This is a genomic window from Steroidobacter cummioxidans (genome assembly GCF_003104955.1).
Map to the genome: position 1 here is coordinate 1 of NZ_LSRW01000075.1, position 24,709 is coordinate 24,709.

A 24,709-nucleotide genomic window follows, 5' to 3' on the forward strand; every position below is an offset into this window, starting at 1 on the left:
GGCNCGGAGATGTGTATAAGANANNGAGAACACCACGATCTGCAGGATCTCGTTGCGAGCCATCGCATCGATGACGCTGGTCGGCACGGTATGCGAGATGAAGGTGTTCAACGACAGCGCATCGGTCTGCAAGCCCGACGCCGCGTTGGCCTCGGGCAGCGGCAACTGCATGGCTTTGCCCGGCTCGAACACCTGCACCAGGATCAAGCCCAGCGTCAATGAAATGAGCGAAGCGCCGATGAACCACGCCAGCGCCTTGCCGCCGACCTTGCCCACCATCGCGATGTCGCCCAGCTTGGCGATGCCGACCACCAGGGTCGAGAACACCAGCGGCGCGATGATCATCTTGATCAGCCGCAGGAAGATGGTCGGCAACAACGACGCGATCTCAGCGTAGCGCGCGCTGGAATCCGGGAAGTACGCGTACGCGATGTAGCCGGTAGTGATGCCGAGCACCAGCCCGATGATGATCCAGAGTGTCAGGCGATTCGGCATAGCAGTCCCTTACACAGCCACGAGCAACAGCACGCCCAGGACGATGCGATACCAGGCGAACACGGTGAAGCGATGCGTCTGGATGTATTGCAGCAGCCACTTCACAGCAATGAATGCCACGATGGCCGACACCACGAAGCCCAGCGCCAGATCGCCGAAGTTCTCATTCGCCAGTTGGTCGACTTCATACAGCTTCAGCAATTCGTATGCGGTCGCGGCGAACATGGTCGGGATGCCCACGAGGAAGGCAAATTCGGCCGCGGCCGGGCGCGACGTCATGCCGGCGAGCATGGCCGCGAAAATCGTTGCCGCCGAGCGCGACGTGCCCGGAAACACCGCCGCGAGGATTTGCGCCAGGCCCACCCATGTGGCGACACTCCAAGTCAACGTGTCACGCACCGGCTGCCGCTCGGCATACGCTTCGACAGCGAAAATCACGATGCCGCCGATGATCAGCGCCCAGGCGATCGGCGTCACGGTCTCGGGCAATTCCAACCCGACTTTCTTGGCGATGAGCCCGCCCACCACGGTGATGCCGAAAGCCCAGCTGAGCTTGAACAGATAGTCGCGACTGTCGGGCTGCGAAATATTGACAGTGAGATTCCACAACCGTCGCCAATAGATGACGACCACCGCAAGAATTGCACCCGCCTGAATGGCGACGTTGAACAGATCCGAGCGCCGATCCAGCCAATGCTGCGCGATCAGCAGGTGACCGGTGCTGGAAATGGGCAGGAATTCAGTGATGCCCTCGATGATCCCGAGCAGGATGACCTGTAAATAATTGTCCACTCGTCCCCAGCACATTCAAAGGCACATCGGCCCATGATACTGACGTGAAGCAGCCGGGGACAGGGTTTGCGGGCACAACGTATTCCACGGCAGTCACCGTCCAGCGACAGGACTTGGACACAGTTCAGCCGCCGGGACCGGGTATACAAGTCGGCGCTATCGACCGGGGCAAGCCCCTATGACACCTATCAGCCTCGAGCCTTGCGGCGGGCCATGAGCGGCCACAGACCGGCGATCAGAAACACAAAGCTCAGGATGATGACGGGCCAGTTGCCGACCTTTGCATACGGCGTCAGCCCGATGCGCGGCTGCACGTCTCCGGTGAGCACCCCGGGCTTGAAGCGAGGGAACGATTTCTCGACGACGCCGTTAGCAGCAATGATTGCGGAAATACCATCGTTGCCAGCGCGCAGCAGCTGCCTGCCCGCCTCCAGCGCCCGCATGCGACTGATCTGCAAGTGCTGATGCGCGGCCGTGGTATCGCCGAACCAGGCGTCGTTAGTCACATTCACGAGCAGTGTCGCGCTCTTTAGAACGTCCAGCTGCTCCGACGCGTACGCGTCTTCGTAACAAATCGTCAGCGCCAGTTTCTGGCCGGCGGCATCGAGCGGCGGGGGATTGTCGATACCCGCTTTGAAACCGCTGTAGGGCAAATCCATGCTCCGCAGCCAGCCCGTCAGCCAGGCCGGCAGCGTCGGGAAATACTCAGTCAGTGGCACCAGCCGTCGCTTGGCGTACCACTGCGGCTCCTTGTCGAGCGCCAGCACCGCATTGAAGTACACCTGCTCATCGGGGTCGTAGTGCACTTGTCCGAGCACTAGCGCGGAACCTGCGGCATGCGCTGCCGTCCACTCTTCGCTCAGCACGTCGTTCAGCTCATACGACAGGCCGGGCAAGGCAGCCTCTGGCCAGATGATGAGCTGGGTGCCCAGATGCTGGCGCGTCAGCCCGCGATACAGCTCGATGGTTTTGTCACGCTGTGACTCTGCCCATTTCATTTCCTGCGGCACGGCGCCCTGGACAATGGCGACACTGATCGGCTCGCCGGTCTTTTCTGTCCATTCTTTGTTGTGGATGGAGAAGCCGACCAGCCACAGGACGACGATGACGCTGGCAGCAGCAATGCGGGTGTTCTTGCTGCCGAGGATGATCGCAACGACAGCGCCTGCACACAGAGTCACCGCCAGACTGACGGTGTAAACACCACCGACTGGCGCGAGGCCCGCGAGCCACGTGTCAGTTTGCGTATAGCCGAGCGCGAGCCAGGGAAAGCCGCTGAGAAACCAGCCACGGAACCATTCGAGAATGACGATGGCGCCGGGCAAAACCAGCAGCCATCGGATCCAGCCTTGCGCAGGAATCCAGCGCTTCAAGGCATAACCGACCAGCGCCGTATACGCCGCCATGATGGCGACCAGTGCCACCATCACAAACATCGTCAGCAAGAACGGCGCGTGCCCGATGGTGCGAATGCTGTGATACAGCCAATAAGTGCCGGCGAGATAGGTGCCTGCCGTGAACAGGAACCCTCGCTGCGCGGCCTGCTTGGGCGTCGCGTCTTCCCAGGCGAGGAACAGGAACGAGAAGCACGCAATCGCCAGCAGCCAGATGTTGAACGGCGCGAACGCGAGCGACACCGCCGCGCCGACCGGCAAGGACAAATGAGTGTAGAACTTGAAGGTGCGCACGCTCACGGCGTGATCCTTTTCGAGCAGCGGCAGGGCCGCCATTTGTGCCTTCGAAGTGTTCACTTGGATGCAATGACGGATGACAGCGCCGCTGCGCCCCGCCGGATCAATCGTCGTTCGGTTCGATATCGCGCGGCGTGATCACCCGCAGCAGGTCGAGGCGACGGCGATCGGCGCGCAGTACTTTGAATTCGAGCCCGCCGAGCGAAAAAGATTCACCGCGCCGGGGCAACCGTCCCAGGCTGCTGATGGCCAGGCCGCCGATGGTATCGAACTCCTCGTCGCTGAAGTCCGTGCTGAAGTAGCTGTTGAACTCGTCGATGCGCGTCTGCGCCTTGACCGTGAACTGCCGCTCGCCTTCCTTGCGGATGTCCAGATCGTCGTCGGTGTCGTACTCGTCGCCGATGTCGCCGACGATCTGCTCGAGCACGTCCTCGATGGTGACGAGGCCCGACACGCCGCCGTACTCATCCACCACGATGGCCATGTGATGATGGCTGACGCGGAATTCCTTCAGCAGCACATTGAGGCGCTTGCTCTCGGGAATGAACACCGCGGGCCGCAGACATTCCTTGATGTCGAAGCTCGAGCGCTCACCCTCGGCGTAATAACGCAGCAGGTCCTTGGCGAGCAGGATGCCGGCGATCTGATCGCGGTCCTCGCCGATGACCGGATAACGCGAGTGGCCGTGCTCGACCACCATGGGCAGGATCTCCTCCGGCGGATCGTCGCGATTGACGATAATCATCTGCGAGCGCGGCACCATGATGTCGCGCACCTGCAGCTCGATGACGCTGAACACGCCTTCGAGCATTTCATGCGCGTCGGAGTCGATGATGCCCCGCTCGCGCGCCTGCCCCAGCACTTCGTTGAGATCTTCCAGGTCGCGCGGCTCACCGCTCAATGAGCCGGTGATCCGTCGCAGCCAACTGCCGGTGTGGTGACTGTGCTCTTCAGGCATAAGGGTTGTCGTATCCGAATTGCGCCAGAATCTTCACTTCACGAGCTTCCATCACGGTGGCGTCACGATCGTTCTCGTGATCGAAGCCCAACAGATGCAGCACGCCGTGGACCACCATGTGGGCCCAATGCGCCTGCGCCGTTTTGCCCTGTTCCTTCGCCTCTCGCGCCACCACGGGCGCGCAGATGGCGAGATCGCCGAGCTCGGAAAATTCTTTGGCAGGAAATCGAGACGGCACGCCATTGTTTCCGGGCGCCAGCGGCGCCGCGGGAAACGACAAAACATTGGTAGGTTTGTCCTTGGCGCGCCAGGTGCGGTTGAGCCGGCGGCTCTCGGCGGCGCCGACCACACGAATGGTCAACGCCAGCTCTTGGTCATGCTGATTGTTCTTGGAGCGCGGCAGATAGGGGGCGCAGGCAGCCTGCGCCCACCGGTTCAGACTCCGGGCATGCGGTACGCCGCGACGCGAACTTGCCACTTGCACGGTCACGGCCAGTTTCAAGCTCCGTCGCCTCCAGGCCGGTCCGGGGCAGCCGCCTGTTTCTGCTCATACGCCTGCACGATCCGCTGCACCAGCGGATGCCTGACCACGTCACGCGAGGTGAAGTGGCTGAAAGCCACGCCGTCGACACCCGGTAAAACGTTCATCACATGCTTCAAGCCCGACAGCTGCTGCTTGGGCAGGTCGGTCTGGGTGATGTCGCCGGTCACGACCGCCTTGGAACCGAAGCCCATGCGCGTCAGAAACATCTTCATCTGCTCGACCGAAGTGTTCTGAGCTTCGTCCAGAATGATGAAGGAGTCATTAAGGGATCGGCCGCGCATGAACGCCAGCGGCGCGATCTCGATCACCTGGCGCTCGATGGCGCGGGCGACGCGGTCGAACCCCATCATGTCGTACAGGGCGTCATACATCGGCCGCAGGTAAGGATCCACCTTCTGCCCGATGTCGCCGGGCAGGAAGCCCAGGCGCTCGCCCGCCTCCACTGCCGGGCGCACCAGCACGATGCGCCGCACCCGATCCGTCTGCAGCGCCTCGACCGCGCACGCCACGGCAAGATAAGTCTTGCCCGTGCCGGCCGGCCCGATGCCGAACGTCAGGTCGTTGGTGTGGATGTTGTGCAGATACTGTCTTTGATTGGGACCCCGCCCGCGGATGCCGCCGCGTTGCGTGTGGATCGTCACCTCATCCGATGGCCGGGGCGCGACCAGCACTGGCGCCGTTGTTTCTTCCATGCCTGCCTCCTGCACTGCTAAATGCACACGATCCGGTGTGATTGGTTCTTTTGACGACAGCTCAAACAAACGTCGCAGCACTTTTTCCGCCGCGGTGGCCGCGGCTGGCTTACCGGACACTTCCAAATGGCCGCCACGACGATGCACCTGCACGTGGAGTCGTTGCTCCACGTGCCGCAGGTTCTCGTCCATGGGGCCGACGAAATTGGCGAGCCGGGAGTTATCCACTGGCTCGAACGCGAGTTCGCGCGTTGCGATGGATGCGTTCAATGCGCTCACTGAGCAGCCACGGCGAGCTGCGCCGCGGCCGTGATGGAAGAGGTGTCGCCCGCGCCGACCAGCCGGCCACGCAGCGAATTCGGCATGGCTTCGGTGATCAGCACATCGGCGAACTGATTGATCAGCGTGTGCGGACCGTCGAAGTTGACCCAGCGCATGTTCTCGGTCTTGCCTGCGAGCTGCCGCGCATCTTTCTTCGCGGGCCGCTCGACCAGCACACGCTGCACCGTGCCGACCATGCCGCGACTGATCGCCAGGGCCTGCTGATTGATGCGAGCCTGGAGAATCTCCAGCCGCTGGTGTTTTTCTTCGTGAGAAACATCGTCCGGCAACGACGCCGCCGGCGTGCCGGGGCGACGGCTGTAGATGAAGCTGAAGGACTGATCGAAGCCGACGTCGGCGATCAGGTTCATGGTCGCTTCGAAATCCTTGTCGGTCTCGCCGGGGAAGCCGACGATGAAATCCGAGGAGATGCTGATGTCCGGGCGCACCGCCCGCAATTTGCGGATCTTCTGTTTGTATTCAAGCGCGGTGTAACCACGCTTCATCGCCATGAGAATGCGGTCCGAGCCGGCCTGCACCGGCAGATGCAGATAGTTCGCGAGCTGCGGCACGTCGCGATACGCCTCGATCAGGGAGTCCTTGAACTCCACCGGATGGGATGTAGTGAAGCGGATGCGCTCGATGCCAGGCACGTCCGCCACGCAATAGATCAACGTGCCCAAATCGCAGGGCGTTCCATCGTCCATCGGGCCGTTGTAGGCGTTGACGTTCTGGCCGAGCAGATTGATTTCCTTCACGCCCTGCTCGGCGAGCTGGCGGATCTCCAGCATCACCGACTCGAACGGACGGCTCACTTCCTCGCCGCGGGTATAGGGCACGACGCAGAAGGTGCAGTACTTGCTGCACCCTTCCATGATGGACACGAACGCCGTCGCGCCTTCGGAGCGCGGCGCCGGCAGGTGATCGAACTTCTCGATTTCCGGGAAGCTCACGTCGACGACCGAGCGGCCCGCCGAGCGGATCTCCCGGATCATGTCCGGCAGGCGGTGCAGGGTCTGCGGCCCGAACACCAGGTCGACATAAGGCGCGCGCTTGGTGATGCCATCGCCTTCCTGGCTGGCCACGCAGCCGCCGACGCCGATGATCAGGCCCGGATTGGCCTTCTTCAGCTGCTTCCAGCCGCCGAGCTGCGAAAACACCTTCTCCTGCGCCTTCTCGCGCACCGAGCAGGTATTGAGCAGCAGCAGATCGGCCTGGGCGGGGTCGTCCGTTGGCTCGAACCCTTCGGCCTCGCGCAGCACGTCCACCATGCGGGCGGAGTCGTACTCATTCATCTGGCAACCGAAAGTGCGGATAAAGACGCGAGGCATTGGGTAGAGCGGGCGGACGAACGCAGACTATGGGGGATGCCAAGGATAAGGGCGCCGCCCGGGCTTTTCCACCGGCGAACGGATTTCGGGGCCCGCCAGCTCGATCGGCCAGCGGGCCCCGCATCGATAGGGGCAATCTTCTGTCAATTCAAGGGGCTGGATGACTCAACCAGCCCCATTCCGGTGCGCTTAGAACGGAATGTCGTCGTCGAAGCCGCCGCCGTCATCGGCCGGCGGGGGCGCGGAACGCTCGTTTTGCTGGGGACGAGACGGGGCACGGCGCGGCTGTTCGTCGTCGCCGCCAAAGCCGCCACCCCCACCCCCACCACCGCCGCCGCCACCGCCACCGCCACGGCCGCCGAGCATCTGCATGTTCTGGCCAATGATTTCGGTGGTGTAACGGTCCTTGCCTTCCTTGTCCTGCCATTTACGGGTGCGCAACGAACCCTCGATGTACACCTGCGAACCCTTGCGCAGGTATTCCGCGGCGATCTCGCCGAGCTTGTCGTAGAGGACGACCGAGTGCCATTCGGTGCGCTCCTGCATGTCGCCGGTCTGCTTGTCCTTCCAGGACTCGGAGGTAGCGATCCGGATGTTGGTGACAGCCTTGCCGCTGGGCATGTAGCGCGTGTCGGGATCCGCTCCCAAGTTGCCTACCAGAATGACTTTATTGATACCGCGCGCCATGACTAGCGAACCTCGAATTCAGGGAAGGCCGGGATTCTAAATCGTTATAGTAGATACTGTACCGTTTTATCGGCGCTAGGACCGATTAAACGCACCCCATCTCGCCGGCGATTCATGCTTGGCCGGCACGGTCAATACTTGCCGCAGTCTGACCAGGTTTTGCGCCGAAGATCCCCGGCCCCGTATATTGAACGATCCCCTTTTGACGCCACGTACGGTAGCCATGCCTTCCATCGTCATCCGCGGCGCCCGCACTCACAATCTGCGCAACATCGACCTCGAGATTCCGCGCGACAAGCTGATCGTCTTCACCGGCCTGTCCGGCTCGGGCAAGTCGTCGCTGGCGTTCGACACCATTTATGCCGAGGGTCAGCGGCGCTATGTCGAGTCGCTGTCGGCCTACGCGCGTCAATTCCTGTCGATGATGGAAAAGCCCGACATCGACTCGATCGAGGGCCTGTCGCCCGCGATCGCCATCGAGCAGAAGTCGACTTCTCACAATCCGCGCTCGACCGTCGGCACCGTCACCGAGATTTATGACCACCTGCGTCTGCTGTTCGCGCGTGTCGGCACGCCGCGTTGCCCTGACCATGGCGTCGATCTGGCCGCGCAAACGGTGAGTCAGATGGTCGATCAGGTGATGCGCCTGCCCGAAGCCACACCGATCCTGCTGCTCGCGCCGATGATCGACGATCGCAAGGGCGAGCACGCACAAGTGTTCGAACAACTGCGTGGCCAGGGTTTCGTGCGTGCGCGCGTCGATGGCCATGTCGTTGAGCTCGACGCCGTGCCGAAGCTCGACCCGAAAAAGAAACACAGCATCGATGCGGTCGTCGATCGCTTGAAAGTGCGCGCCGATGTGGCACAGCGTCTCGCAGAGTCGTTCGAAACCGCACTGCGCATGGCCGATGGCGTCGCGCGGGTGTCGTTCATGGACGATCCGAAGCGCGAAGAGCTGGTGTTCTCCGACAAGTTCGCCTGCACCGTCTGTGGCTACAGCATCGCCGACCTCGAACCGAAGCTGTTCTCGTTCAACAATCCCGCTGGCGCCTGCGCCACTTGCTCGGGCTTGGGCGTGCAGCAGTTCTTCGATCCGACGCGCGTCGTTCATCATCCCAATCTGTCATTGGCCGGTGGTGCAATTCGCGGCTGGGATCGTCGCAACGCCTATTACTTCGCGTTGATGCAGTCACTGGCGAAGCACTACAAGTTCGACGTCGAGGAGCAGTGGCAGGACCTGCCGGCGAAGTTCAAGAAGGTCGTGCTGTACGGCAGCGGCGAAGAAAAGATCGATTTCAAATACGTCAATGCGCAAGGCGGGACCTTGCGCCGCTCCCACAAGTGGGAAGGCGTGATTCCGAATCTGGAACGGCGCTATCGCGAGACCGAGTCGGTCGCGGTTCGCGAGGAACTTGCCAAATACCTCAGCAATCAACCCTGCCCCGACTGCGCCGGCTCGCGTCTGAATCGCGCCGCTCGTAACGTGTTCGTTGCCGAGCGCAGTCTGCCGGACCTGTCGAAGCTGGCGGTCGCGGATGCGTTGAGCTTCAGCTCGGATTTGAAGCTGGAGGGCTGGCGCGGCGAGATCGCCGGCAAGATCATCAAAGAGATCGGCGAACGGTTGCGCTTTCTCAGCGATGTAGGTCTCGACTATCTGACGTTGGATCGCAGCGCCGACACGCTCTCGGGTGGCGAGGCGCAGCGCATCCGGCTCGCCAGTCAGATCGGCTCCGGGCTGGTCGGTTGTATGTACATTCTCGACGAGCCTTCGATCGGCCTGCATCAGCGCGACAACGATCGGCTGTTGTTGACGTTGAATCGACTGCGCGACTTAGGAAACACCGTATTGGTCGTCGAACACGACGAAGATGCGATTCGTCACGCCGATCACGTCGTCGACCTCGGCCCAGGTGCGGGTGTCCACGGCGGCCTGGTCATCGCACAAGGCACGCCGGCGGAGATCGCGGCAGACGCGAATTCGATCACCGGCCAATATCTGTCCGGCAAGCGGGAGATCGCGATTCCGGCGCTGCGCACGCCGCTGCAGGAAGATCGTCATCTGCGGATCGTCAACGCCCGCGGCAACAACTTGAAGGGCGTGACGGTCGATATTCCGCTCGGGGTGATGACGTGCGTCACGGGCGTGTCCGGCTCGGGCAAGTCGACGCTCGTGAACGACACGCTGTATCAATTCGTCGCGCGCCAGTTGAACGATGCGTCGACCGATCCTGCGCCGAGCGATGGCGTCGAAGGCTTGGATGAAATCGACCGGGTCATCGATATCGACCAGAGCCCCATCGGTCGCACTCCCCGCTCCAATCCAGCTACGTACACCGGCCTGTTCACGCCCATTCGCGACATCTTCTCCGGCGTGCCGGAAGCGCGCGCACGCGGCTATGAGGCGGGACGCTTCAGCTTCAACGTCAAAGGCGGCCGCTGCGAGGCATGCCAGGGCGATGGCGTCATCAAAGTGGAAATGCACTTTCTGCCCGACGTTTACGTGCCTTGCGACGTTTGCAAAGGCAAGCGCTACAACCGCGAGACGCTGGAGATTCGTTACAAGGGCAAGAACATCAGCGAAGTGCTCGAGATGACCGTCGAGGATGCGCTGGAATTCTTCCGCCACGCGCCGGTGATCGCGCCGAAGCTGCAGACGCTGATGGACGTCGGCTTGTCCTATATTCGACTGGGCCAGAACGCGACGACTTTGTCAGGCGGTGAAGCACAGCGCGTGAAGCTGGCGAAGGAACTGTCCAAGCGCTCGACCGGCCGCACCCTCTACATCCTGGACGAGCCGACCACAGGCCTGCACTTCTTCGACATTGAGCAGTTGTTGGGCGTGCTGCATCGTCTGCGCGATGAAGGCAACACGATCGTCGTGATCGAACACAACCTCGACGTCATCAAGACCGCTGATTGGATCATCGACCTCGGACCGGAAGGCGGCGGCGGTGGCGGCACCATCGTGGCGACTGGGACGCCGGAGCAGATTGCTCAGGTGAAGGAGTCGTACACGGGTAAGTATCTGAAGCCGATTTTGGAGAAGAAGCAGGAGAAGAAGAAGCCGGCGGCGGTGCGGAAGCGGGCGTGAGGGTCAGTTAGCGACGCCGTTCGCTGACGCAGACGACCGTCTGGTGCGACGAGTCGGGCCCGCGTTCTCTCACGCCGTTTTCTCGAACACCAACTGCATGCGCGGCCGGTCGCCTGTAGCCGGCCTGCTTTCATCAAAATCGGCGCAGGCCACCAGATTGCGGCAGCCAAGGGATTCCAGTTCGCGAGTGAGCTCCTGCGGCGTGTAGAGCTGCCAGTCGAATGCATCGGTCTCAACCCTATCGTCGTACGTCAGGGTCACTTGCAGTCGATGTCCTGTCATCCTGCTGGATTCAGTGACGACCACGCCCGGCTTCTCGATGCGTCGTACTCCCAGATGCTTTTCAAAAAACCTGCGGTCGTAGATATCCAATATCAGCCTTCCGCCAGGATTCAGCTTCTCGGCAATCTGCCGCAGGACCTCGAGATTGGTGCGCTCATCGAAGTACCCGAAGCTCTGCCATAAGTTGATGAAGGCATCGAAGGTGCCAGCCAACTCACGGACGCTTCGCATGTCCATGACCATGTACGTGATCGGCTCGCCGCTCGCAGAGATCGCCTCATCGATCGCGTTCCTGTTGTTATCAGTCGCCGTCACTTCGTAGCCAGCGGCCGCCAGCAGACGCGCATGCCGGCCATTCCCACAGCACAGATCGACAACGGACTGGTAGCGGCTGCGCGGCAGATTCCTGATGATGAATGCAGCTTCAACTTCAGACTGAGCCGACGCGGCAAGCGGCAGAAACAGCTCCAACCAGGTATCGGAGTATGAATTCTTGCTAGATCGGTCGCTCATGCCTGCAGTCCTGCCAATCTTGTACCGCTTGATCGTCAATGATGAGTGTCGGTTTCGGTAGAAAACCCGCAAAGCATCTTTCGATTCCGAGGTCGGCAGCCGTACACGACCATACTTTTCCGACCTCTCACGCCCAAGGCCGACAACACCTCCGACGTGGATTGCATTCTCTGGGTTTGTTGCGTGTCGCTTCAACACCCTTTGATTTCCAGCGCCGGATTGGCCTGCTTCAACTCGTAGAGCAGGATGTACTGGCCGGTGAACTGACCGGGAAAGCGGATCGTCCCGTTGCGGTGCTTGAGCAGGTACCCGGAAATCCCCACCTGAATGTGCAGGCTGCGGGGCTCGATCGAAAGCAGCTCAGACACCTTTACGGATCGGGATCTCACGACCGACTTGAAGACGAGCTTCCGATCGCGCGTGACCGAGATTTGATACGGCAGCGAAAGAACGGTCCACGCGTAGAACGCAGCGAAACCCAGAAAGAATATCAATGGGAATGCGGGGAAGAACGGCGCCCGGTTGTCCGCTGAAAACTCCTCAAAGCCCGGCGCGTTGAACAGAAACAGAAAAGCCAACGGAAACAGGATGAACATGAGCAGGGGCAGCCCCACCGCCCATTTCTGCGATCGGGTCAACAGCAGTTTGTATTCTGCGGGGGTCACTACTTCTCCTTTCAATTGGGCAGTTCACTTACGATGCGATCTTGAGAACAACTTCTCGCACCCCATCCTGCGCAGAACCATACCTCTTGCGCACCTCGGCGCCGTGCATGAATGAGCTCCTCTCGAGGATGGGCTGAATAACCTCAAAGAGCTTGTCGGCGTCTGGGCCGTACATGTAGAGATATCCGTCGCTCCCGTCTACGGCGACTTCATTTCCATCATATTCTCCAATCCCGGCCGCGGATATGGCCGATTCGAGCTGGTCTTCTAGTTCGAAGAGCGCCTGAAGATCCGTTGAGCCGTACGCAAAGTGGACTATGACCGCCTGCTCCGATGCTTTCTGCGCTAGCGCAACAACCGGAGCAGTTGCACCGACGAGCGCGCCAATCCAGCCGAGGATTTTTCTCATGTATCCCTCTAACGCTGTAGCTGTGCGCGAGTACAGGCGCTTCGCTCGTGCGCGGAGCCCGCCGCTTGTTGGGCAGGTCAGTATGCCCCACCTCGCGGAGTCTCCTCATTCTGATCCGGGCATTTCCCAGAAACGATGCGGGTTTCGTCGGTTAGTGCTGCGGTGATGTCGTAGACGTCGAATGCATCGCCAGCAACAGCATCGTTACGCAGGTAATCCATGAACTGCTCAAAGTCTTCGACGGCCACGAGATCCGGACAACGCGATCCCCGGTAGTGCCAATGCTTGACCAAAAGAGTCCTCCCCGCCGTGAGAGCTGAGCGCACACGATCCAGCTGCGCCGTCTCCGTGATGACTTCGCCGCCGCGTGACCATCCATCCGCCGGAGAGTGATCCCTAGTTCGAAAAGTGAGCTCGATTGCCATCTTCGTTCTGAAGCCCAACGTCTGCGCTCAGGCGCGAGTGTCTTCGCATCGGCTTGAATGAATTTTTAACCCTTACCTGCCCACTAACATGAGCATCTTGCTGTATAGGATACGCACAACCATCAGGACGGGAAACGTTCTGTAGGACGGAGGATTGTCGGGGAGTTTGCAATCAGGCGATAAATACTTGGTCATAATACGAGACTCAAGGGGCGGCACTTTGTCGTGTATGCGCTGATGGTACACCGTGATCCAATGCTGAGAGTTATCGAAGGCGAGGAACATCGGCGATCCACAACAAGTGGCAATCATCCTGGAGGTGGGGGACTTCTCCCGTAGCTTACGAGGGACCAGATTGTCCTGGCCGGAAAGTATCGAATAGCGATCCTTCCGATATAGCAAATAGTGGGTTCCAAAATATGGATCCATAACTGGCTCGCAGCGGTACTCGTCTGCCAACTGCTGAGCAGCCGATTGGCAATCATCACAATGACACGATGTGCAATAGATCGGATCTCCGATCAGCTCCATCACGGTTGCATGGCATGAACACTCAACGCGGAGATTTTTGGGCAGCATGGATATCCCTTGTGATGACTAACGCCGCGAATGGCCAGGAGCAAAAACCACAGGCTTTTGGCACCACTCACTGCGACGAGTTCCACACGCGATCCACTGTGCAGTTCATGCAGGCTAACGGTTGAGCTGAGCAGCGCGCACGTCGCCCCTCTGGCTTGGCACCTTATCGTCCACGCGTCCGCTCCAGCGAGGTGTTGGACGGCACCAGGCGGCCGGACCAAACGAAACGCTCTACCTCCTCGCCGTCGAGGGGCGCGTCTGCGCGTTCCTCATCGTCACCGTCGGGCCTGTAGCACCCCCCACGGCCGTCAGGCCATCGCCAGATAACCCACAAATCCGAGACCACCTCGCGGATGAAATGTGTCGCGTCCCTGGCCGCCTGCCCCGGCGTGCAGCCTGGAAAGTGTCCCTGGGGTGCATAGGGCGTGAAGTGACAGTGCGTGATGTCGCCCAAGAAAACGGAAATCTCTTCACCTTCAAATGAAATGATGATGTCTCCGACTTCCGCGTTACGATGTGGTATCCGAAGCGATCCATCCGCCTCCACCACAAATGCGATCTGCGCGTCTCTAAGCTCGCACGCCGATTGCTCCTGAAGCGACGTCACAGTGCCGCCTAACGACAACGATGAGCCGCGCGGCATTTCATAGTGCCTTCTGCATTCTCGCCAGCAGCTTCACGCAGGCCTGGCAGAGCAAGTATTCCATGTCTGCGCGCACGAATGGCTGGGAGCGGAAGAGCCCGCGCCAGGTAAACAGCCGCCCCATGAACTGCATCCATTTCATCTTTTCCGTCACCGAAAAGGTCGCCTTGGTCTTCCTGGTCTGCAGCGAATAGAGTCGGGACGCTACAGTAATCTTCGGCCGCCAGAAAATCGTCAGCTCCGCGTCACCCAGACCTACATCTAGAATCTCACCGGACTGAAATCTTGCAATCAACACGTCCAGCACGAGATCCGATTTCAAAGGCGCGTCGACGTGTTGTGCGAGCGGCAACGAGAAGATCTCGATCAAGTTCCGGCGCAAGGCCTCATCCAGACTCTCATTCTCGATGATGCCCTCCTGCTCCAGATGCCGCTTCAGATCGGTTCTCGGAACGACCGCAAGAGTGCCCAGGAATACGCGCGGCTTCTCTCTCCTGAGCAATCGACTTAGCACCGATCGGCCTCCCCTGATAAATAACGTCGAGTAATGAGCCGGGCGACCAGAAGGATGTGGACGAGTTCCCGGAACGAGCGGAATCAGGCCGGATTGCCCGACTATCTTCCTGTCTCGCGCAATAGGAGTCTCCGGGCTTCCGCCGCGCACTGCGCACAAATGTACGCATTGTGCCCCTCGACCAGAGCACCCACTTCATTCTTCGCCCTCCCGCAGAAGGAACAGAATGGCGGCTCCGGAAGCTCGGACAGCGGCGGAAATCCTTCGATCGTCCGGATGCCATTGAGGGCATCCAGAAGCTCCTTCTCGGCGAGCCGCTTCTCGATCTCTTGGTCTGACATTTATCTTGCGACTCGCCGTCCCTCGGTCAGCACGACACCACAGACATAGCTCGCCGGTTCTCTATTCGCCGGCGCGCACGGTCAGCCTGGCACCCAGAGCGCGTGCCAGCGACGTTAGCAGAGGACGCGCTTTGGCAATGTAGTCCCCTTTTACGCGGCCACACCAGAGACGCAACTCGATGGTCGTGCCGTCGATTTCCGCAGTGGCCAATCCTGGCATGTCGAAACGCAATTCTTTACCGGTAAACGGATCCCGCCCCGCTCGGTAGCCCCGATACCGCACCCCCTTGCAGGAGGAGATCGCCTTTTTCCATGCCTGCAGCGATATGGGTTGAAGAATGGACTCGGCCCATACCGCGGTGTGAGCGATACAGAATGACTTCGGCGAAAGCTCGCCGCGGGCAGGATCCTCCTGCTGGGCCGCATCGAGGAATGACTCGAGATCATCTTGTGCGTCTTCGATGCCCGGAGGATCGTGCGACAGAAGGCGCACTCGATCGGATCGCTCGGGGTCGGTAGAAACGAAAAAGTAGTTGCCGAATCCGTCGCCGGTGAGGAAGAAACGATTGCGTGTCCAGCCGGTCTCGTCCGCTTCTCGCAGCTCGAGATTCAAGATGCAAAGCGTCTTGGGATCGAAGCCTCGTTTACGCAATACGGACCGATCGGAAGCCTCGACATACTCGATGTACTCTTCCGGAACGAGCTCGGGCAACAACTGCTCCAGCTCATCCAAATCGATTTTCATTGTTCTTTCTTCCCGTGAGCGCCCGCAGGGAAGAATAGTGGATGACGCAAGACCGCACAGTCAACACTGCCGCTTGACTGGGAGCTGACAAACCTGCGCGTTGCGAGCGAGCTTCAGTCACCTGTTGGCAGGCCGATGGGCCTCTGGTCCTGTCCGCCTGCCCAATGACAGCTTCCTTGAGCGGTTAATGGATGAAGACAAGGGGCATTTATTTTCCCTCTGTTATCGACAACTCAACCCCAGCCGAGGTTTGATCTACAAACAGCCGCGTCCCGTCCGTGAACTCTCGGCATGAAATGGAAGGCCCAAGATCCGCCGCACAGCTAGGGCACAGGCCTTTGTTGCAGGCTCGGCATGTTCCAATCACCTCCACATCTCGATGAATAAAGCAATGCATCGCTCATCCTTTCTAGCCTAACGACAACAATGAGCCGCGCGGGGCGCCGTGCCGGAAACTCGCCGCCTGAGTTTCACCGCGTCGGCTCCTGTTTTGTTAGAGCGTATACGCCCGCAGTTTCGAGCCATCCGGATTCTCCGCCTCTTCGTCCACACGCGTCGGATAATACTGTTTCTTGTATTCGAGCTCGTAGAACAGCAAGCCGTGAATGCCCACAGCGTCCGGTTTCCGCAGGCGACGCTGCCAGATGCGCAAGAACGCTGCGTCTAGAGCATCGGCCGGACCACGGGAGATGACCTCATCTATAAATGCGACATCCTGGCCGGCCGGAAAAATTAGCGAGAACTCCTCTTCGGTAGCAGCAAAGATGTCGTAGGCACAGTTATTGGCGCCGTCGATGACTTGGATGTTTTTCATGCGCTCTAACCCTTATGTAGACCGCCTAAGCGCAGCACTCCTAGCCGCACCATATTTCTGCACGCCGTAAAAGCGCGGTGTATCCCCCCAATCAGCCCCGCTCTGCTTATCAGTTTCGCCCGATACCTCATGCACTTGGTGCACTCACGCGAAGCAATACGACCGTACGCGAGTTCGATTTCCAATCGGCACTCCACGTGGAGTGCCGAATGTTAAATTCCCATCTACCGCGTTGTCAGGAGGGCAGCCTGTCGAACGACGGCAGCCCCTGCAGGTCGTGATCCCAGCTCGCCCTGCTGGATACGAAAAGATGCGCGTTGGGCCTGATCGGAACCTCGCTATCCAGGCTCCCAGCCGGAACCACTAACAGCGCCCCGCCCGCTTGTTGGCACGGCAGAGCAGCCCCGCAAGTCGAGCAGAAGCATTTGGCGTGTCGAGTGGAAGGCACATTGAATTCGCGCACCTGGTCGCGACCCGAAAGCCACGTCAGGCTCGCGGTAGTGCTAAACAGATTCGCCGCGTGTGCCGATCCCGTGTCCTTGCGGCAGTACTCGCAATGGCACAGGAAGAAACTCTCGAAGTCGCCTTCGATCTCGAAGCGGACTTGTCCGCAGAGGCAAGATCCAGAATGTTTGTCGGGCATGGCGGATTCCGGCGCAGAAGGGCGAGGGATCTCAACAGAGATCGGCTCGCTCCGCCAGTCACCGCACCCGCTGCCGATTCGCGGACGTAAACGTCTGGCGCACCTCGCCGAGTGCCACCTTCTCCTGAAACTTCCCGCCGGTGTACTCCGTCAGGATGGCGCGCCAGAAGCCCACGGCGCCTTTGTTATGTTGAAATTCGGTGATCTCCCAACTGCCGGCAAAGCGGTTGAAGATCAGTTGCGCAGCGTCTCGGCCGATGCCGAGTCGGCGACAGTTCGAGGCGATGAAGAAGTCGGCCATGCGGAAGTCGACCTGATCGCGGCGATTGCGTGGCGGGCGGCTGACCAGAGCGAAACCGGCGGGTTGTTCGTTCTTGAGAATGATCAGCGGATAGGAGCTGTCATCGGCGAACCACCGCGCCATCAATTCCGCCTGCACCTCGCGGGTGGCCGGAAACACGCCGGTGTTCATGCTCATTTGCGACAGGTCTTCGAGGTACTCCGGGTATTGCGCCTGGATCCACTGACGGTCGCGGGGAGAATTCAAAGCATCGCGAATACTGACGGGCACGGGTTGCTGGCGATCCCTTGCCACCTCCGATGGATGGAGCTGTTCTAATCCTTGATGACAGTACTGCCAAAACGGAGTTGCCGATATCGGTGATCCCCGTGGCTCAAGGATCCGGGCGATCCTCAAACGACACCGGGCGGAGAGCCCGCCCGGTGCAGCGACACTACGACGACAGATTTAACATCTGTCGTCGCGCGCCAGGCTCGATTACTGAGCCGGGGGCGGCGTGGTCTCTTCGGCCGGCGGCGCAGTGGCGGCATCGGCAGGAGCTTCGCCCGGAGCAGCTTCGGCGGGCACAGCGGCGTCGGAAGGAGCCTCAGCGGCAGGAGCTTCAGCCGCAGGAGCGGCCGCGTCCATCGGAGCTTCTTCTTTCTTGGCGCAAGCGGCGAGCGACAGCGACAAGGCCAGCGCGGCGATGATCATCTTTGTGTTCATGTGAACGAGCACCCCAATGTGGTGTAGGTTGATTGAACAGCAACGGTTCGAGCGGCTCGCGCCACCGTTCCAGTGCGGCGGCGGGAGTCTAAGATGTTTCACTAAGCATTGAAACAGCCGAGCAACATCTCAGTAGCCACGTCGCCACACGAAGACATCTAACAAATGCACATGAAAACCAGAGCCACACGCAACTGCGCGTCGATGTCATTGATCTGTCTCATGCTCTGCGCGTGCAGCTCGCCGGAACATCGTGTCGTTGACGAAATAGTGACATCGTGGCGCGAGCAGCGCGTGCTGCCAAAAATTGACGAAACATTGACAATTGATTCTGCGTATCGCGTGCAAACGCGCAGCGTTCGCGAGCGATTGCAGGGCGCGAGCCCGTCAGGATTCAAAGCGGGACTCACATCCGCGCCAGCGCAGGCGCGCTTCAAAACCAACGATGCAATCGCTGGCGTTCTGTTCAATGAAGGTGCACTGCAATCTGCGAGCACGGTGAGCCTGCACAAAATGCGTGGTCTGCACATCGAAGTCGAAATCGCCATGCGCATCGGCACGCCGATCGATGAGCCACTGGCAGATGTCAATGCTCTGCGCGCACATATCGATGGCATCGGGCCCGCAATCGAGCTGCCCAACCTCGACTACATACAGCTGCAGACGATCGACGCGATCGACCTCGTCGCCACCAATGTCGCTGCAGCAAAGTACATCGTCGGCGAATTCGCCGCGCCTCACGAGCACGATCCGAATGCAATCGCAGTTCGCCTCGTCTGCAATGACCAGGAGATGTTCACCGGCAAAGGCACGGACTCGCTCGGCGACCAGTGGCACTCGGCACTCTTCCTGGTGAACACCATGGTGCAGCAAGGGTGGCGACTCGAGCGTGGACAGATCTTGCTGACGGGCTCGCTGGGGCGGATGCTGCCCGGCACGATCGGCCGCTGCGTCGCCAGCTACCATTCGGCGCAGACGCACTGGGCCTCAATAGAGATCAACGTGACGGAATGACCATGAACGCCCAATCCACAGCTTCGCTGAAAGACCTGTACGCGGCGCACCTGCAAATCCAGCGGCGCCGTACCGACGAGGCGCTGGCCGCCAGCGGCGGCGATGCGCTGGCGATCTACGCTGGCGGTCAGCACATGCAATTCCTGGATGACCAGCCCTACCCGTTCAAGCCCAATCCGCACTTCAGATTGTGGACGCCGCTCGCCGAAGCCGCCGACTGCTGGATCGTGTATCGGCCCGGCCAGCGCCTGCAGCTCGTGTTCCTGCAGCCGGTGGATTACTGGTACAAGCCGCCCCAGATGCCGAATGAGTTCTGGACCGACCAGTTCGACTTCGAGATCATTCGTGAAGCGTCAGAAGCCAAGGCGCACATCGCTGGCGTGTCTCGCTGTGTATTCATCGGCGAGTGGCGCGAAGAATTTACCGATTGGGGGTTCACCGGCCGCAATCCCGAACCTCTCATGCATCGGCTGCACTACGTGCGCGCATTCAAGACGGAGTACGAGCTCGAATGCATGCGTCGTGCGTCTCGCATGGCTGCTCGGGGTCACAAAGCTGCCGAAGCTGAGTTTCGTGCCGGAGGCTCCGAGTACGAAATCAACATGGCTTATATCCGCGCGACGGGGCAAACAGAGAACGAGCTGCCCTACCCCAACATCGTCGGGCTCAACGCCAACTCGGCGGTGCTGCATTATCAAAATCAGGAGCGCACCGCGCCTGCGGAGTTGCGTTCATTTCTGATTGATGCCGGCGCGCAGTTCCATGGTTATGCGGCGGACATCACCCGCACCTATTCGCGTGAAAACGATGACTTCGCGGCAATGATCGAGGCGATGAATGCCGAGCAGTCGGGCCTGTGCGCCGAGGTGCGCGCTGGCGTCGACTACGCGGATATCCATCTCAGCGCACATCGGCGCATCGCGAAGATCCTGCGTGACTTCGATGTGATCGAGGCATCGCCGGATGAAGCACTGGCGACTGGCTTGAGCAGCGTGTTCTTTCCGCACGGCATCGGGCACTTGTTGGGACTGCAGGTGCACGACGTTGCTGGATTCACGGTGACGCCGGACGGCAAACAGAAAGCACGTCCGCAAGGTCATCCTTATCTGCGACTCACGCGCACGCTGGAGCCGGGCTTTGTCGTGACGATCGAGCCGGGCCTGTACTTCATTGAGCAGTTGCTGAGCGAAGCGCGCACGTCGCCGCTGGGCAAGCAGATCAACTGGCAGCAAGTGGAGCGGTTCAAACCGTACGGCGGCGTTCGTATCGAAGACAACGTCGCTGCAACGACCGGCGAACCGGAGAATCTGACGCGTCCTGCGTTCGCCGCGGCCTGAGCGACTCCCGAGCCCTCCACCGCAGGAGGGCTCGGTCAATCGACGAGAATCAGCGCTGCTGCTGTTTGAGCAGATCGCGAATCTCTTCGAGCAGCACCTGCTCGCGAGGCGGCGCGGGCGGCGCGGCCGGTTTGGCTTCTTCAGCACGACGCAGGCGGTTGATCAACTTCACCAGCAGGAAGATCGCGAAGGCCACGATCATGAAGTCGAACGTCGCCTGCAGGAACACGCCGTAACGAATGGTCGCCGGCTCCACCCCTTCCCGAATGGTCGGCAAGGTGACCGCGAGCTGGGTGAAATCCACACCGCCGATGAGATAGCCGAGCGGCGGCGTCACCACGTCGCTGACCAGCGAGCTGACGATCTTGCCGAACGCGGCGCCGATGATGATACCGACGGCCATGTCGACCACGTTGCCCTTGACAGCGAATTCCCGGAATTCCTTGACGAAGCTCATTAGCCACCTCGATTGGAGTTGTTAGCGCAACGCGACGATACGCCAACCGAGGTGACAATTTGAAGCGAATGCTCGCTCAGGTCAGCCGGTTCAGCCCGTTGTAAGCCGCGACTCGATACGCCTCGGCCATGGTCGGATAGTTGAACGTGGTCTGAGTGAAGTAACGGATATCGTTGTTCGAGCCCGCCATCACCGTCTGGCCGATGTGCACGATCTCCGAAGCGTTGTCGCCGAAGCAGTGCACGCCCAGCACCTGCATGCTCTCGGCGTGGAAAATGATCTTCAGCATGCCGACGCGCTCATCCGTCATCTGTGCGCGCGCCAGATTCTTGAACGCGCAGTGCCCGACTTCGTACGGCACCTTCGCTTCCTGCAACTCGCGCTCGTTGCGGCCGATCGAGGAGATCTCCGGGATCGTGTAGATGCCGCTGGGAATGGTCGAGGAGCTATGCGGCGGGATCGACGGATCGAGCATGTGCTGAATGGCATGCGAGCCCTGCACGTACGCGGCGCTGGCCAGCGCCGGCGGCCCGCCAATGTCGCCCACCGCATAAATGTGAGGCACCGCCGTCTGGTAGTGCCGATTCACTTCGATCTGGCCGCGGCTGTTGGCTTTGAGGCCGACACGATCGAGCTTGAGCTTGTCGGAGTTGCCGGTGCGGCCGTTGGCCCACAGCAGCAGATCCGATTTGATCTTGCGGCCCGATTCCAGATGCAGCACCACGTCGCGCTCGCGCGCTTCCAGGGTCTTGAATTGCTCGTTATGACGAATCACGCAACCCTGCTCGCGCAGGTGATATGACAAAGCCTCGGCAATTTCATCGTCGAGAAACGACAGCAGGCGGTCGTGAGTATTGACCAGCGTCACCTTCGCGCCTAAGTTGATGAAGATCGAGGCGTACTCACAACCAATGACTCCCGCACCGTAGATGGTCACGGAGAACGGATGCTGGTCGTAGCGCAGGATGGAATCGCTGTCTCGAACGCGTTCGTGGCTGAAGTCCACTTCGGGTGGATGGTACGGCCGCGAGCCCGCCGCTATTACGATGGTCTTGCCGCTGATGCGCGTCGGCTTGCCGGTCGCCGGCTGAATCTCCAGCGTGTTGGCGTCCACGAAGCTCGCTTCACCGAAAAACACCGGGACCCGATTGCGTTCATAAAAGCGCCGGCGGCTCGCCACCTGGGCTTCGATGACCTTGTTCGCCGACGCCAGCAGCTGCGGGTACGTCAGGCGCGATGCCTCGTGAAACTCGCGGAGCAAAGGATTGCGTCGCAGGTCGTGCAGGATCTTGACCGCGTGACGCAAGGCCTTGCTGGGGATGGTGCCCCAGTGAGTGCAGCCGCCGCCCACCTCAAAGTAGCGCTCGACGATAGCGACGCTGCGATGACTCTTGGCAGCCGTCAGTGCCGCGCCTTCGCCGGCGGGCCCGCTGCCTATGACCACGACATCAAACTGTTCGGTCGCCATGCTCGATACCAGACTCTGATTCAAAGATTCGAACTCCGCATCATCCCCGACTCGTTGTCGAGGAACAACAGCTTAGTACTGCAGAACGCAACAACCGCGCCCGTGGTTCGGCCGATGCCTGTGGGTAGCCCGGGCGGCACCGTGCTATGCCCGAATATGCCCGCTCGCAACCGCCATGTTTGAATCATTTTGGTGCTTATCCGCACGTTGCTTTTATGCAAAGTCTCTTTCACTGGCGCTCCGAACTCAGTAGTCTTCGACGTGCAGGGTATCAGCCGCGGGCTCTCCAGCCCCGCCATGACAATCTAAATTGGACCTAGTGTTAGTTGGATCTATACAAGGGGGATCCATGAAAGATCGAAGCGTGCTGCTGCGCCGAGCAGTAGTAGGTGCATTGGCTCTAATAACCGTACCTGCCTTTGGCCAGCAAGCGACGGATCAGCCGCAGGATTCGCGCACCATCGATACGATCATCGTGACGGCGCAGAAGCGTGAACAAAGCCTGCAGGACGTGCCGATCGTAGTGACCGCGGTGTCCGAGCAGCTGTTGCAGGACACGGGCGTCAAGGACATCAAGGATCTCACCATTCTCACGCCTGGCCTGCTGGTGACCTCGACCTCGAACGAGTCGGTCACCACCGCCCGCATTCGTGGCATCGGCACGGTGGGCGACAACGCCGGCCTGGAATCGTCGGTCGGTGTGGTCATCGACGGCGTGTATCGGCCGCGTAACGGCGTGGGCTTCGGCGATCTGGGCGAGCTGGAGCGCATCGAAGTGCTGAAGGGCCCACAAGGCACGCTGTTCGGCAAGAACACCTCGGCCGGCGTGATCAACGTCGTAAGCAAGCGGCCGTCGTTCGATTTCGGCGCCAACGTCGAGCTCACCGCCGGCAACTACGGCGCGATGGAAGGCGCGGCCTCGATCAACGGGCCATTCTCCGACAAAGTGGCCGGACGCTTGTACGTCGCCTCGCGCGAGCGGGATGGCTTCCTCGACATCGTACGTGGCGCAGGCCCGCGCACCGAAAGCGAAGACGTCGATCGCAAGTTCAAAACGGCGCGCGGTCAGTTGTTGATCCAGCCGAGCGACGCGTTCGACATTCGTTTGACGGCTGACTACACCGATCGCGACGAGCACTGCTGTGCAGCTCCGCAAGCTGTGCTCTCTCCGAACCCGGGCGTGCTTGCGGTGCTCACCGCGATCGGCGGCCCCAACTCGTTCAGCAATCCGGCCGATCCGTTCGATCGGGTCGCGTATTCGAATCGCTCGACCCGTCAGGAAGTGACGGAAAAAGGCGCGTCGATGGAGCTCAATTGGGATCTCGAAGCGCTCAGCGGCGCGACGTTCACGTCGATCACCGCGTGGCGCGACTGGGAGACCATCAACGGCCAGGACGCCGACTTCACCACCGCCGATATTTTGTATCGCAATCCCGATGGCAACTTCGGCAATCGGTTCAAGCAGCTCAGCCAGGAGCTGCGCCTCGCCGGCGAAACCAAGCGAGTCAGCTGGCTGGTCGGTCTGTTCTATGCCGACGAAGACCTGGACTCGCGCGATCAGCTGATCATCGGCAACGACTTCCAGCGCTACTTCATCGGACTGACCGGCGGCGCGACCAGCCCGATCGCGGGCATCCCCGCTGCGGCGTATCCCGCAGGCGGAGCGACGCGTGACGTCTACCAACAGGAGTCGAAGAACTGGGCGCTGTTCACCAACAACAGCATCCGCTTCACCGACGCGTTGGAGCTCACGCTGGGCCTGCGTTACACCGACGAGTCGAAGGACCTCGACTCGCACTACTCCAACGATCACGGCGGCCTGGGCTGCGCCGGTCTGCGCGCCAACCAGACTCTGCGGAACACTGCGCTGGGCCTTACGGGCGCACCACCGCAAACAGTTGCAGCCGTCCAGACGCTCTATGGCATCGGCTGCAGCGTCACCTACGCCGATCCCATCTTCAACAACGTCGCGACCTCGCAGACGCTGGATGAGCAAGTGTGGACCGGTACGGCCAAGCTCGCCTATCGCTTCACCGACGACGTGATGTCGTATCTGTCGTATGCGAAAGGCTACAAGGCCGGCGGCTTCAATCTCTATCGCGAACGCAACGGCATCTTCTTCCTGCCGGTTGGCGGGGTGACATTGCCGAACAACGTGCACCTGGACGGTCCTTCGGTCGATGCCAACACCAGCTTCAGGCGGGAGATGGTCGACTCCTATGAGCCTGTCTCTTATACACATCTGACGCTGC

At 60.5% G+C, this 24,709-nt stretch carries 26 protein-coding genes; 4 read left to right on the plus strand and 22 right to left on the minus strand.

The genetic code is table 11. From position 1 onward, the window contains the following. The 8 genes from D0550_RS27785 to ssb form a co-directional block, all read right to left on the minus strand. Positions 1–495: dicarboxylate/amino acid:cation symporter (locus D0550_RS27785; RefSeq protein ID WP_153067388.1), on the minus strand; the 495-nt coding region annotated here is incomplete at its 3' end. 9 nt (positions 496–504) lie between these two features. After that, the gene (locus tag D0550_RS27790; protein WP_116812464.1) at positions 505–1,302 is read right to left on the minus strand and encodes an undecaprenyl-diphosphate phosphatase; all 798 of its coding nucleotides are present in this window, start codon (positions 1,300–1,302) and stop codon (positions 505–507) included. 173 nt (positions 1,303–1,475) lie between these two features. Further along, positions 1,476–3,038, minus strand: a complete 1,563-nt coding sequence (gene lnt, locus D0550_RS27795) for an apolipoprotein N-acyltransferase (RefSeq protein WP_206606585.1) — start codon at positions 3,036–3,038, stop codon at positions 1,476–1,478. A 43-nt stretch (positions 3,039–3,081) separates the two neighbouring features. After that, positions 3,082–3,936 carry an HlyC/CorC family transporter gene (locus D0550_RS27800; protein WP_116812466.1) on the minus strand — a complete coding sequence of 285 codons (855 nt, stop codon included), beginning with the start codon at positions 3,934–3,936 and terminating at the stop codon, positions 3,082–3,084. Further along, a complete protein-coding gene (gene ybeY, locus D0550_RS27805; protein ID WP_116812467.1) occupies positions 3,929–4,438 on the minus strand; it encodes an rRNA maturation RNase YbeY in 510 nt (169 codons plus the stop codon). The genes D0550_RS27800 and ybeY overlap by 8 nt, the downstream gene beginning before the upstream one ends. Continuing rightward, positions 4,435–5,451 carry a PhoH family protein gene (locus D0550_RS27810; RefSeq protein ID WP_241520947.1) on the minus strand — a complete coding sequence of 339 codons (1,017 nt, stop codon included), beginning with the start codon at positions 5,449–5,451 and terminating at the stop codon, positions 4,435–4,437. Before D0550_RS27810 ends, ybeY begins: the two co-directional genes overlap by 4 nt. Next, the gene (gene miaB / locus D0550_RS27815) at positions 5,448–6,824 is read right to left on the minus strand and encodes a tRNA (N6-isopentenyl adenosine(37)-C2)-methylthiotransferase MiaB (RefSeq protein WP_116812468.1); all 1,377 of its coding nucleotides are present in this window, start codon (positions 6,822–6,824) and stop codon (positions 5,448–5,450) included. Before miaB ends, D0550_RS27810 begins: the two co-directional genes overlap by 4 nt. Positions 6,825–7,013: 189 nt before the next feature. Beyond that, a complete protein-coding gene (gene ssb / locus D0550_RS27820; protein WP_116812469.1) occupies positions 7,014–7,511 on the minus strand; it encodes a single-stranded DNA-binding protein in 498 nt (165 codons plus the stop codon). Between the two features lie 223 nt (positions 7,512–7,734). Between ssb and uvrA the strand changes: the two genes are divergently transcribed. Continuing rightward, positions 7,735–10,602, plus strand: coding sequence for an excinuclease ABC subunit UvrA (gene uvrA / locus D0550_RS27825; protein ID WP_116812470.1), 2,868 nt, complete (start codon positions 7,735–7,737; stop codon positions 10,600–10,602). A 69-nt stretch (positions 10,603–10,671) separates the two neighbouring features. Here the strand turns inward: uvrA and D0550_RS27830 are convergent, their stop codons facing one another. From D0550_RS27830 to D0550_RS27890, 12 genes are all read right to left on the minus strand, one after another. Then, positions 10,672–11,592: a class I SAM-dependent methyltransferase gene (locus D0550_RS27830; protein WP_206606586.1), complete on the minus strand. Its 921-nt coding sequence runs from the start codon at positions 11,590–11,592 to the stop codon at positions 10,672–10,674. Continuing rightward, positions 11,589–12,062, minus strand: a complete 474-nt coding sequence (locus D0550_RS27835) for a hypothetical protein (protein ID WP_116812472.1) — start codon at positions 12,060–12,062, stop codon at positions 11,589–11,591. The genes D0550_RS27830 and D0550_RS27835 overlap by 4 nt, the downstream gene beginning before the upstream one ends. Before the next feature lie 28 nt (positions 12,063–12,090). After that, complete coding sequence (locus tag D0550_RS27840; RefSeq protein WP_206606587.1) at positions 12,091–12,471, minus strand: hypothetical protein; 381 nt, start codon at positions 12,469–12,471, stop codon at positions 12,091–12,093. A gap of 77 nt (positions 12,472–12,548) precedes the next feature. After that, the gene (locus D0550_RS27845) at positions 12,549–12,896 is read right to left on the minus strand and encodes a hypothetical protein (RefSeq protein WP_116812473.1); all 348 of its coding nucleotides are present in this window, start codon (positions 12,894–12,896) and stop codon (positions 12,549–12,551) included. Between the two features lie 72 nt (positions 12,897–12,968). Then, positions 12,969–13,475: a GFA family protein gene (locus tag D0550_RS37355; RefSeq protein ID WP_479687848.1), complete on the minus strand. Its 507-nt coding sequence runs from the start codon at positions 13,473–13,475 to the stop codon at positions 12,969–12,971. Positions 13,476–14,119: 644 nt separating this feature from the next. Beyond that, on the minus strand, positions 14,120–14,632 hold the full coding sequence (locus D0550_RS27860; RefSeq protein WP_153067390.1) for a hypothetical protein: 513 nt from the start codon (positions 14,630–14,632) through the stop codon (positions 14,120–14,122). A gap of 101 nt (positions 14,633–14,733) precedes the next feature. Beyond that, positions 14,734–14,973 carry a ClpX C4-type zinc finger protein gene (locus D0550_RS37240; protein ID WP_116812477.1) on the minus strand — a complete coding sequence of 80 codons (240 nt, stop codon included), beginning with the start codon at positions 14,971–14,973 and terminating at the stop codon, positions 14,734–14,736. Between the two features lie 61 nt (positions 14,974–15,034). Next, positions 15,035–15,718, minus strand: coding sequence for an SMI1/KNR4 family protein (locus D0550_RS27870; protein ID WP_116812478.1), 684 nt, complete (start codon positions 15,716–15,718; stop codon positions 15,035–15,037). Between the two features lie 493 nt (positions 15,719–16,211). Continuing rightward, positions 16,212–16,532 carry a hypothetical protein gene (locus D0550_RS27875; protein WP_116812479.1) on the minus strand — a complete coding sequence of 107 codons (321 nt, stop codon included), beginning with the start codon at positions 16,530–16,532 and terminating at the stop codon, positions 16,212–16,214. A 235-nt stretch (positions 16,533–16,767) separates the two neighbouring features. After that, the gene (locus tag D0550_RS36980; protein ID WP_116812480.1) at positions 16,768–17,175 is read right to left on the minus strand and encodes a GFA family protein; all 408 of its coding nucleotides are present in this window, start codon (positions 17,173–17,175) and stop codon (positions 16,768–16,770) included. A gap of 58 nt (positions 17,176–17,233) precedes the next feature. Next, on the minus strand, positions 17,234–17,746 hold the full coding sequence (locus tag D0550_RS27885; protein WP_116812481.1) for a GNAT family N-acetyltransferase: 513 nt from the start codon (positions 17,744–17,746) through the stop codon (positions 17,234–17,236). A 207-nt stretch (positions 17,747–17,953) separates the two neighbouring features. Next, positions 17,954–18,181: a hypothetical protein gene (locus D0550_RS27890; protein ID WP_116812482.1), complete on the minus strand. Its 228-nt coding sequence runs from the start codon at positions 18,179–18,181 to the stop codon at positions 17,954–17,956. 318 nt (positions 18,182–18,499) lie between these two features. On the opposite strand from D0550_RS27890, the gene D0550_RS27895 reads away from it, so the two are divergent. Together D0550_RS27895 and pepQ are read left to right on the plus strand one after the other, a co-directional pair. Continuing rightward, complete coding sequence (locus D0550_RS27895) at positions 18,500–19,195, plus strand: 2-keto-4-pentenoate hydratase (RefSeq protein ID WP_161966094.1); 696 nt, start codon at positions 18,500–18,502, stop codon at positions 19,193–19,195. Positions 19,196–19,197: 2 nt separating this feature from the next. Then, a complete protein-coding gene (pepQ, locus tag D0550_RS27900) occupies positions 19,198–20,532 on the plus strand; it encodes a Xaa-Pro dipeptidase (protein ID WP_116812484.1) in 1,335 nt (444 codons plus the stop codon). A 49-nt stretch (positions 20,533–20,581) separates the two neighbouring features. Here the strand turns inward: pepQ and mscL are convergent, their stop codons facing one another. Beyond that, on the minus strand, positions 20,582–20,989 hold the full coding sequence (mscL, locus tag D0550_RS27905) for a large-conductance mechanosensitive channel protein MscL (RefSeq protein WP_116812485.1): 408 nt from the start codon (positions 20,987–20,989) through the stop codon (positions 20,582–20,584). A gap of 76 nt (positions 20,990–21,065) precedes the next feature. Continuing rightward, positions 21,066–22,457 (minus strand): Si-specific NAD(P)(+) transhydrogenase, encoded by a 1,392-nt coding sequence (gene sthA / locus D0550_RS27910; protein WP_116812486.1) that lies wholly within the window; start codon positions 22,455–22,457, stop codon positions 21,066–21,068. A gap of 349 nt (positions 22,458–22,806) precedes the next feature. Here sthA and D0550_RS27920 point away from each other — a divergent pair. After that, on the plus strand, positions 22,807–24,709 hold a 1,903-nt coding region (locus D0550_RS27920), incomplete at its 3' end, for a TonB-dependent receptor (protein ID WP_153067391.1).

Coding starts and splice junctions, on each gene's coding strand:
- D0550_RS37355 (WP_479687848.1), bottom strand. CDS start 13,475: ATGCTGCCCAAAAATCTCCGCGTTGAGTGTTCATGCCATGCAACCGTG.
- sthA (WP_116812486.1), bottom strand. CDS start 22,457: ATGGCGACCGAACAGTTTGATGTCGTGGTCATAGGCAGCGGGCCCGCC.
- D0550_RS27840 (WP_206606587.1), bottom strand. CDS start 12,471: ATGAGAAAAATCCTCGGCTGGATTGGCGCGCTCGTCGGTGCAACTGCT.
- uvrA (WP_116812470.1), top strand. CDS start 7,735: ATGCCTTCCATCGTCATCCGCGGCGCCCGCACTCACAATCTGCGCAAC.
- mscL (WP_116812485.1), bottom strand. CDS start 20,989: ATGAGCTTCGTCAAGGAATTCCGGGAATTCGCTGTCAAGGGCAACGTG.
- D0550_RS27870 (WP_116812478.1), bottom strand. CDS start 15,718: ATGAAAATCGATTTGGATGAGCTGGAGCAGTTGTTGCCCGAGCTCGTT.
- D0550_RS36980 (WP_116812480.1), bottom strand. CDS start 17,175: ATGCCCGACAAACATTCTGGATCTTGCCTCTGCGGACAAGTCCGCTTC.
- D0550_RS27875 (WP_116812479.1), bottom strand. CDS start 16,532: ATGAAAAACATCCAAGTCATCGACGGCGCCAATAACTGTGCCTACGAC.
- D0550_RS37240 (WP_116812477.1), bottom strand. CDS start 14,973: ATGTCAGACCAAGAGATCGAGAAGCGGCTCGCCGAGAAGGAGCTTCTG.
- D0550_RS27845 (WP_116812473.1), bottom strand. CDS start 12,896: ATGGCAATCGAGCTCACTTTTCGAACTAGGGATCACTCTCCGGCGGAT.
- pepQ (WP_116812484.1), top strand. CDS start 19,198: ATGAACGCCCAATCCACAGCTTCGCTGAAAGACCTGTACGCGGCGCAC.
- D0550_RS27800 (WP_116812466.1), bottom strand. CDS start 3,936: ATGCCTGAAGAGCACAGTCACCACACCGGCAGTTGGCTGCGACGGATC.
- miaB (WP_116812468.1), bottom strand. CDS start 6,824: ATGCCTCGCGTCTTTATCCGCACTTTCGGTTGCCAGATGAATGAGTAC.
- D0550_RS27890 (WP_116812482.1), bottom strand. CDS start 18,181: ATGAACACAAAGATGATCATCGCCGCGCTGGCCTTGTCGCTGTCGCTC.
- ssb (WP_116812469.1), bottom strand. CDS start 7,511: ATGGCGCGCGGTATCAATAAAGTCATTCTGGTAGGCAACTTGGGAGCG.
- D0550_RS27790 (WP_116812464.1), bottom strand. CDS start 1,302: ATGTGCTGGGGACGAGTGGACAATTATTTACAGGTCATCCTGCTCGGG.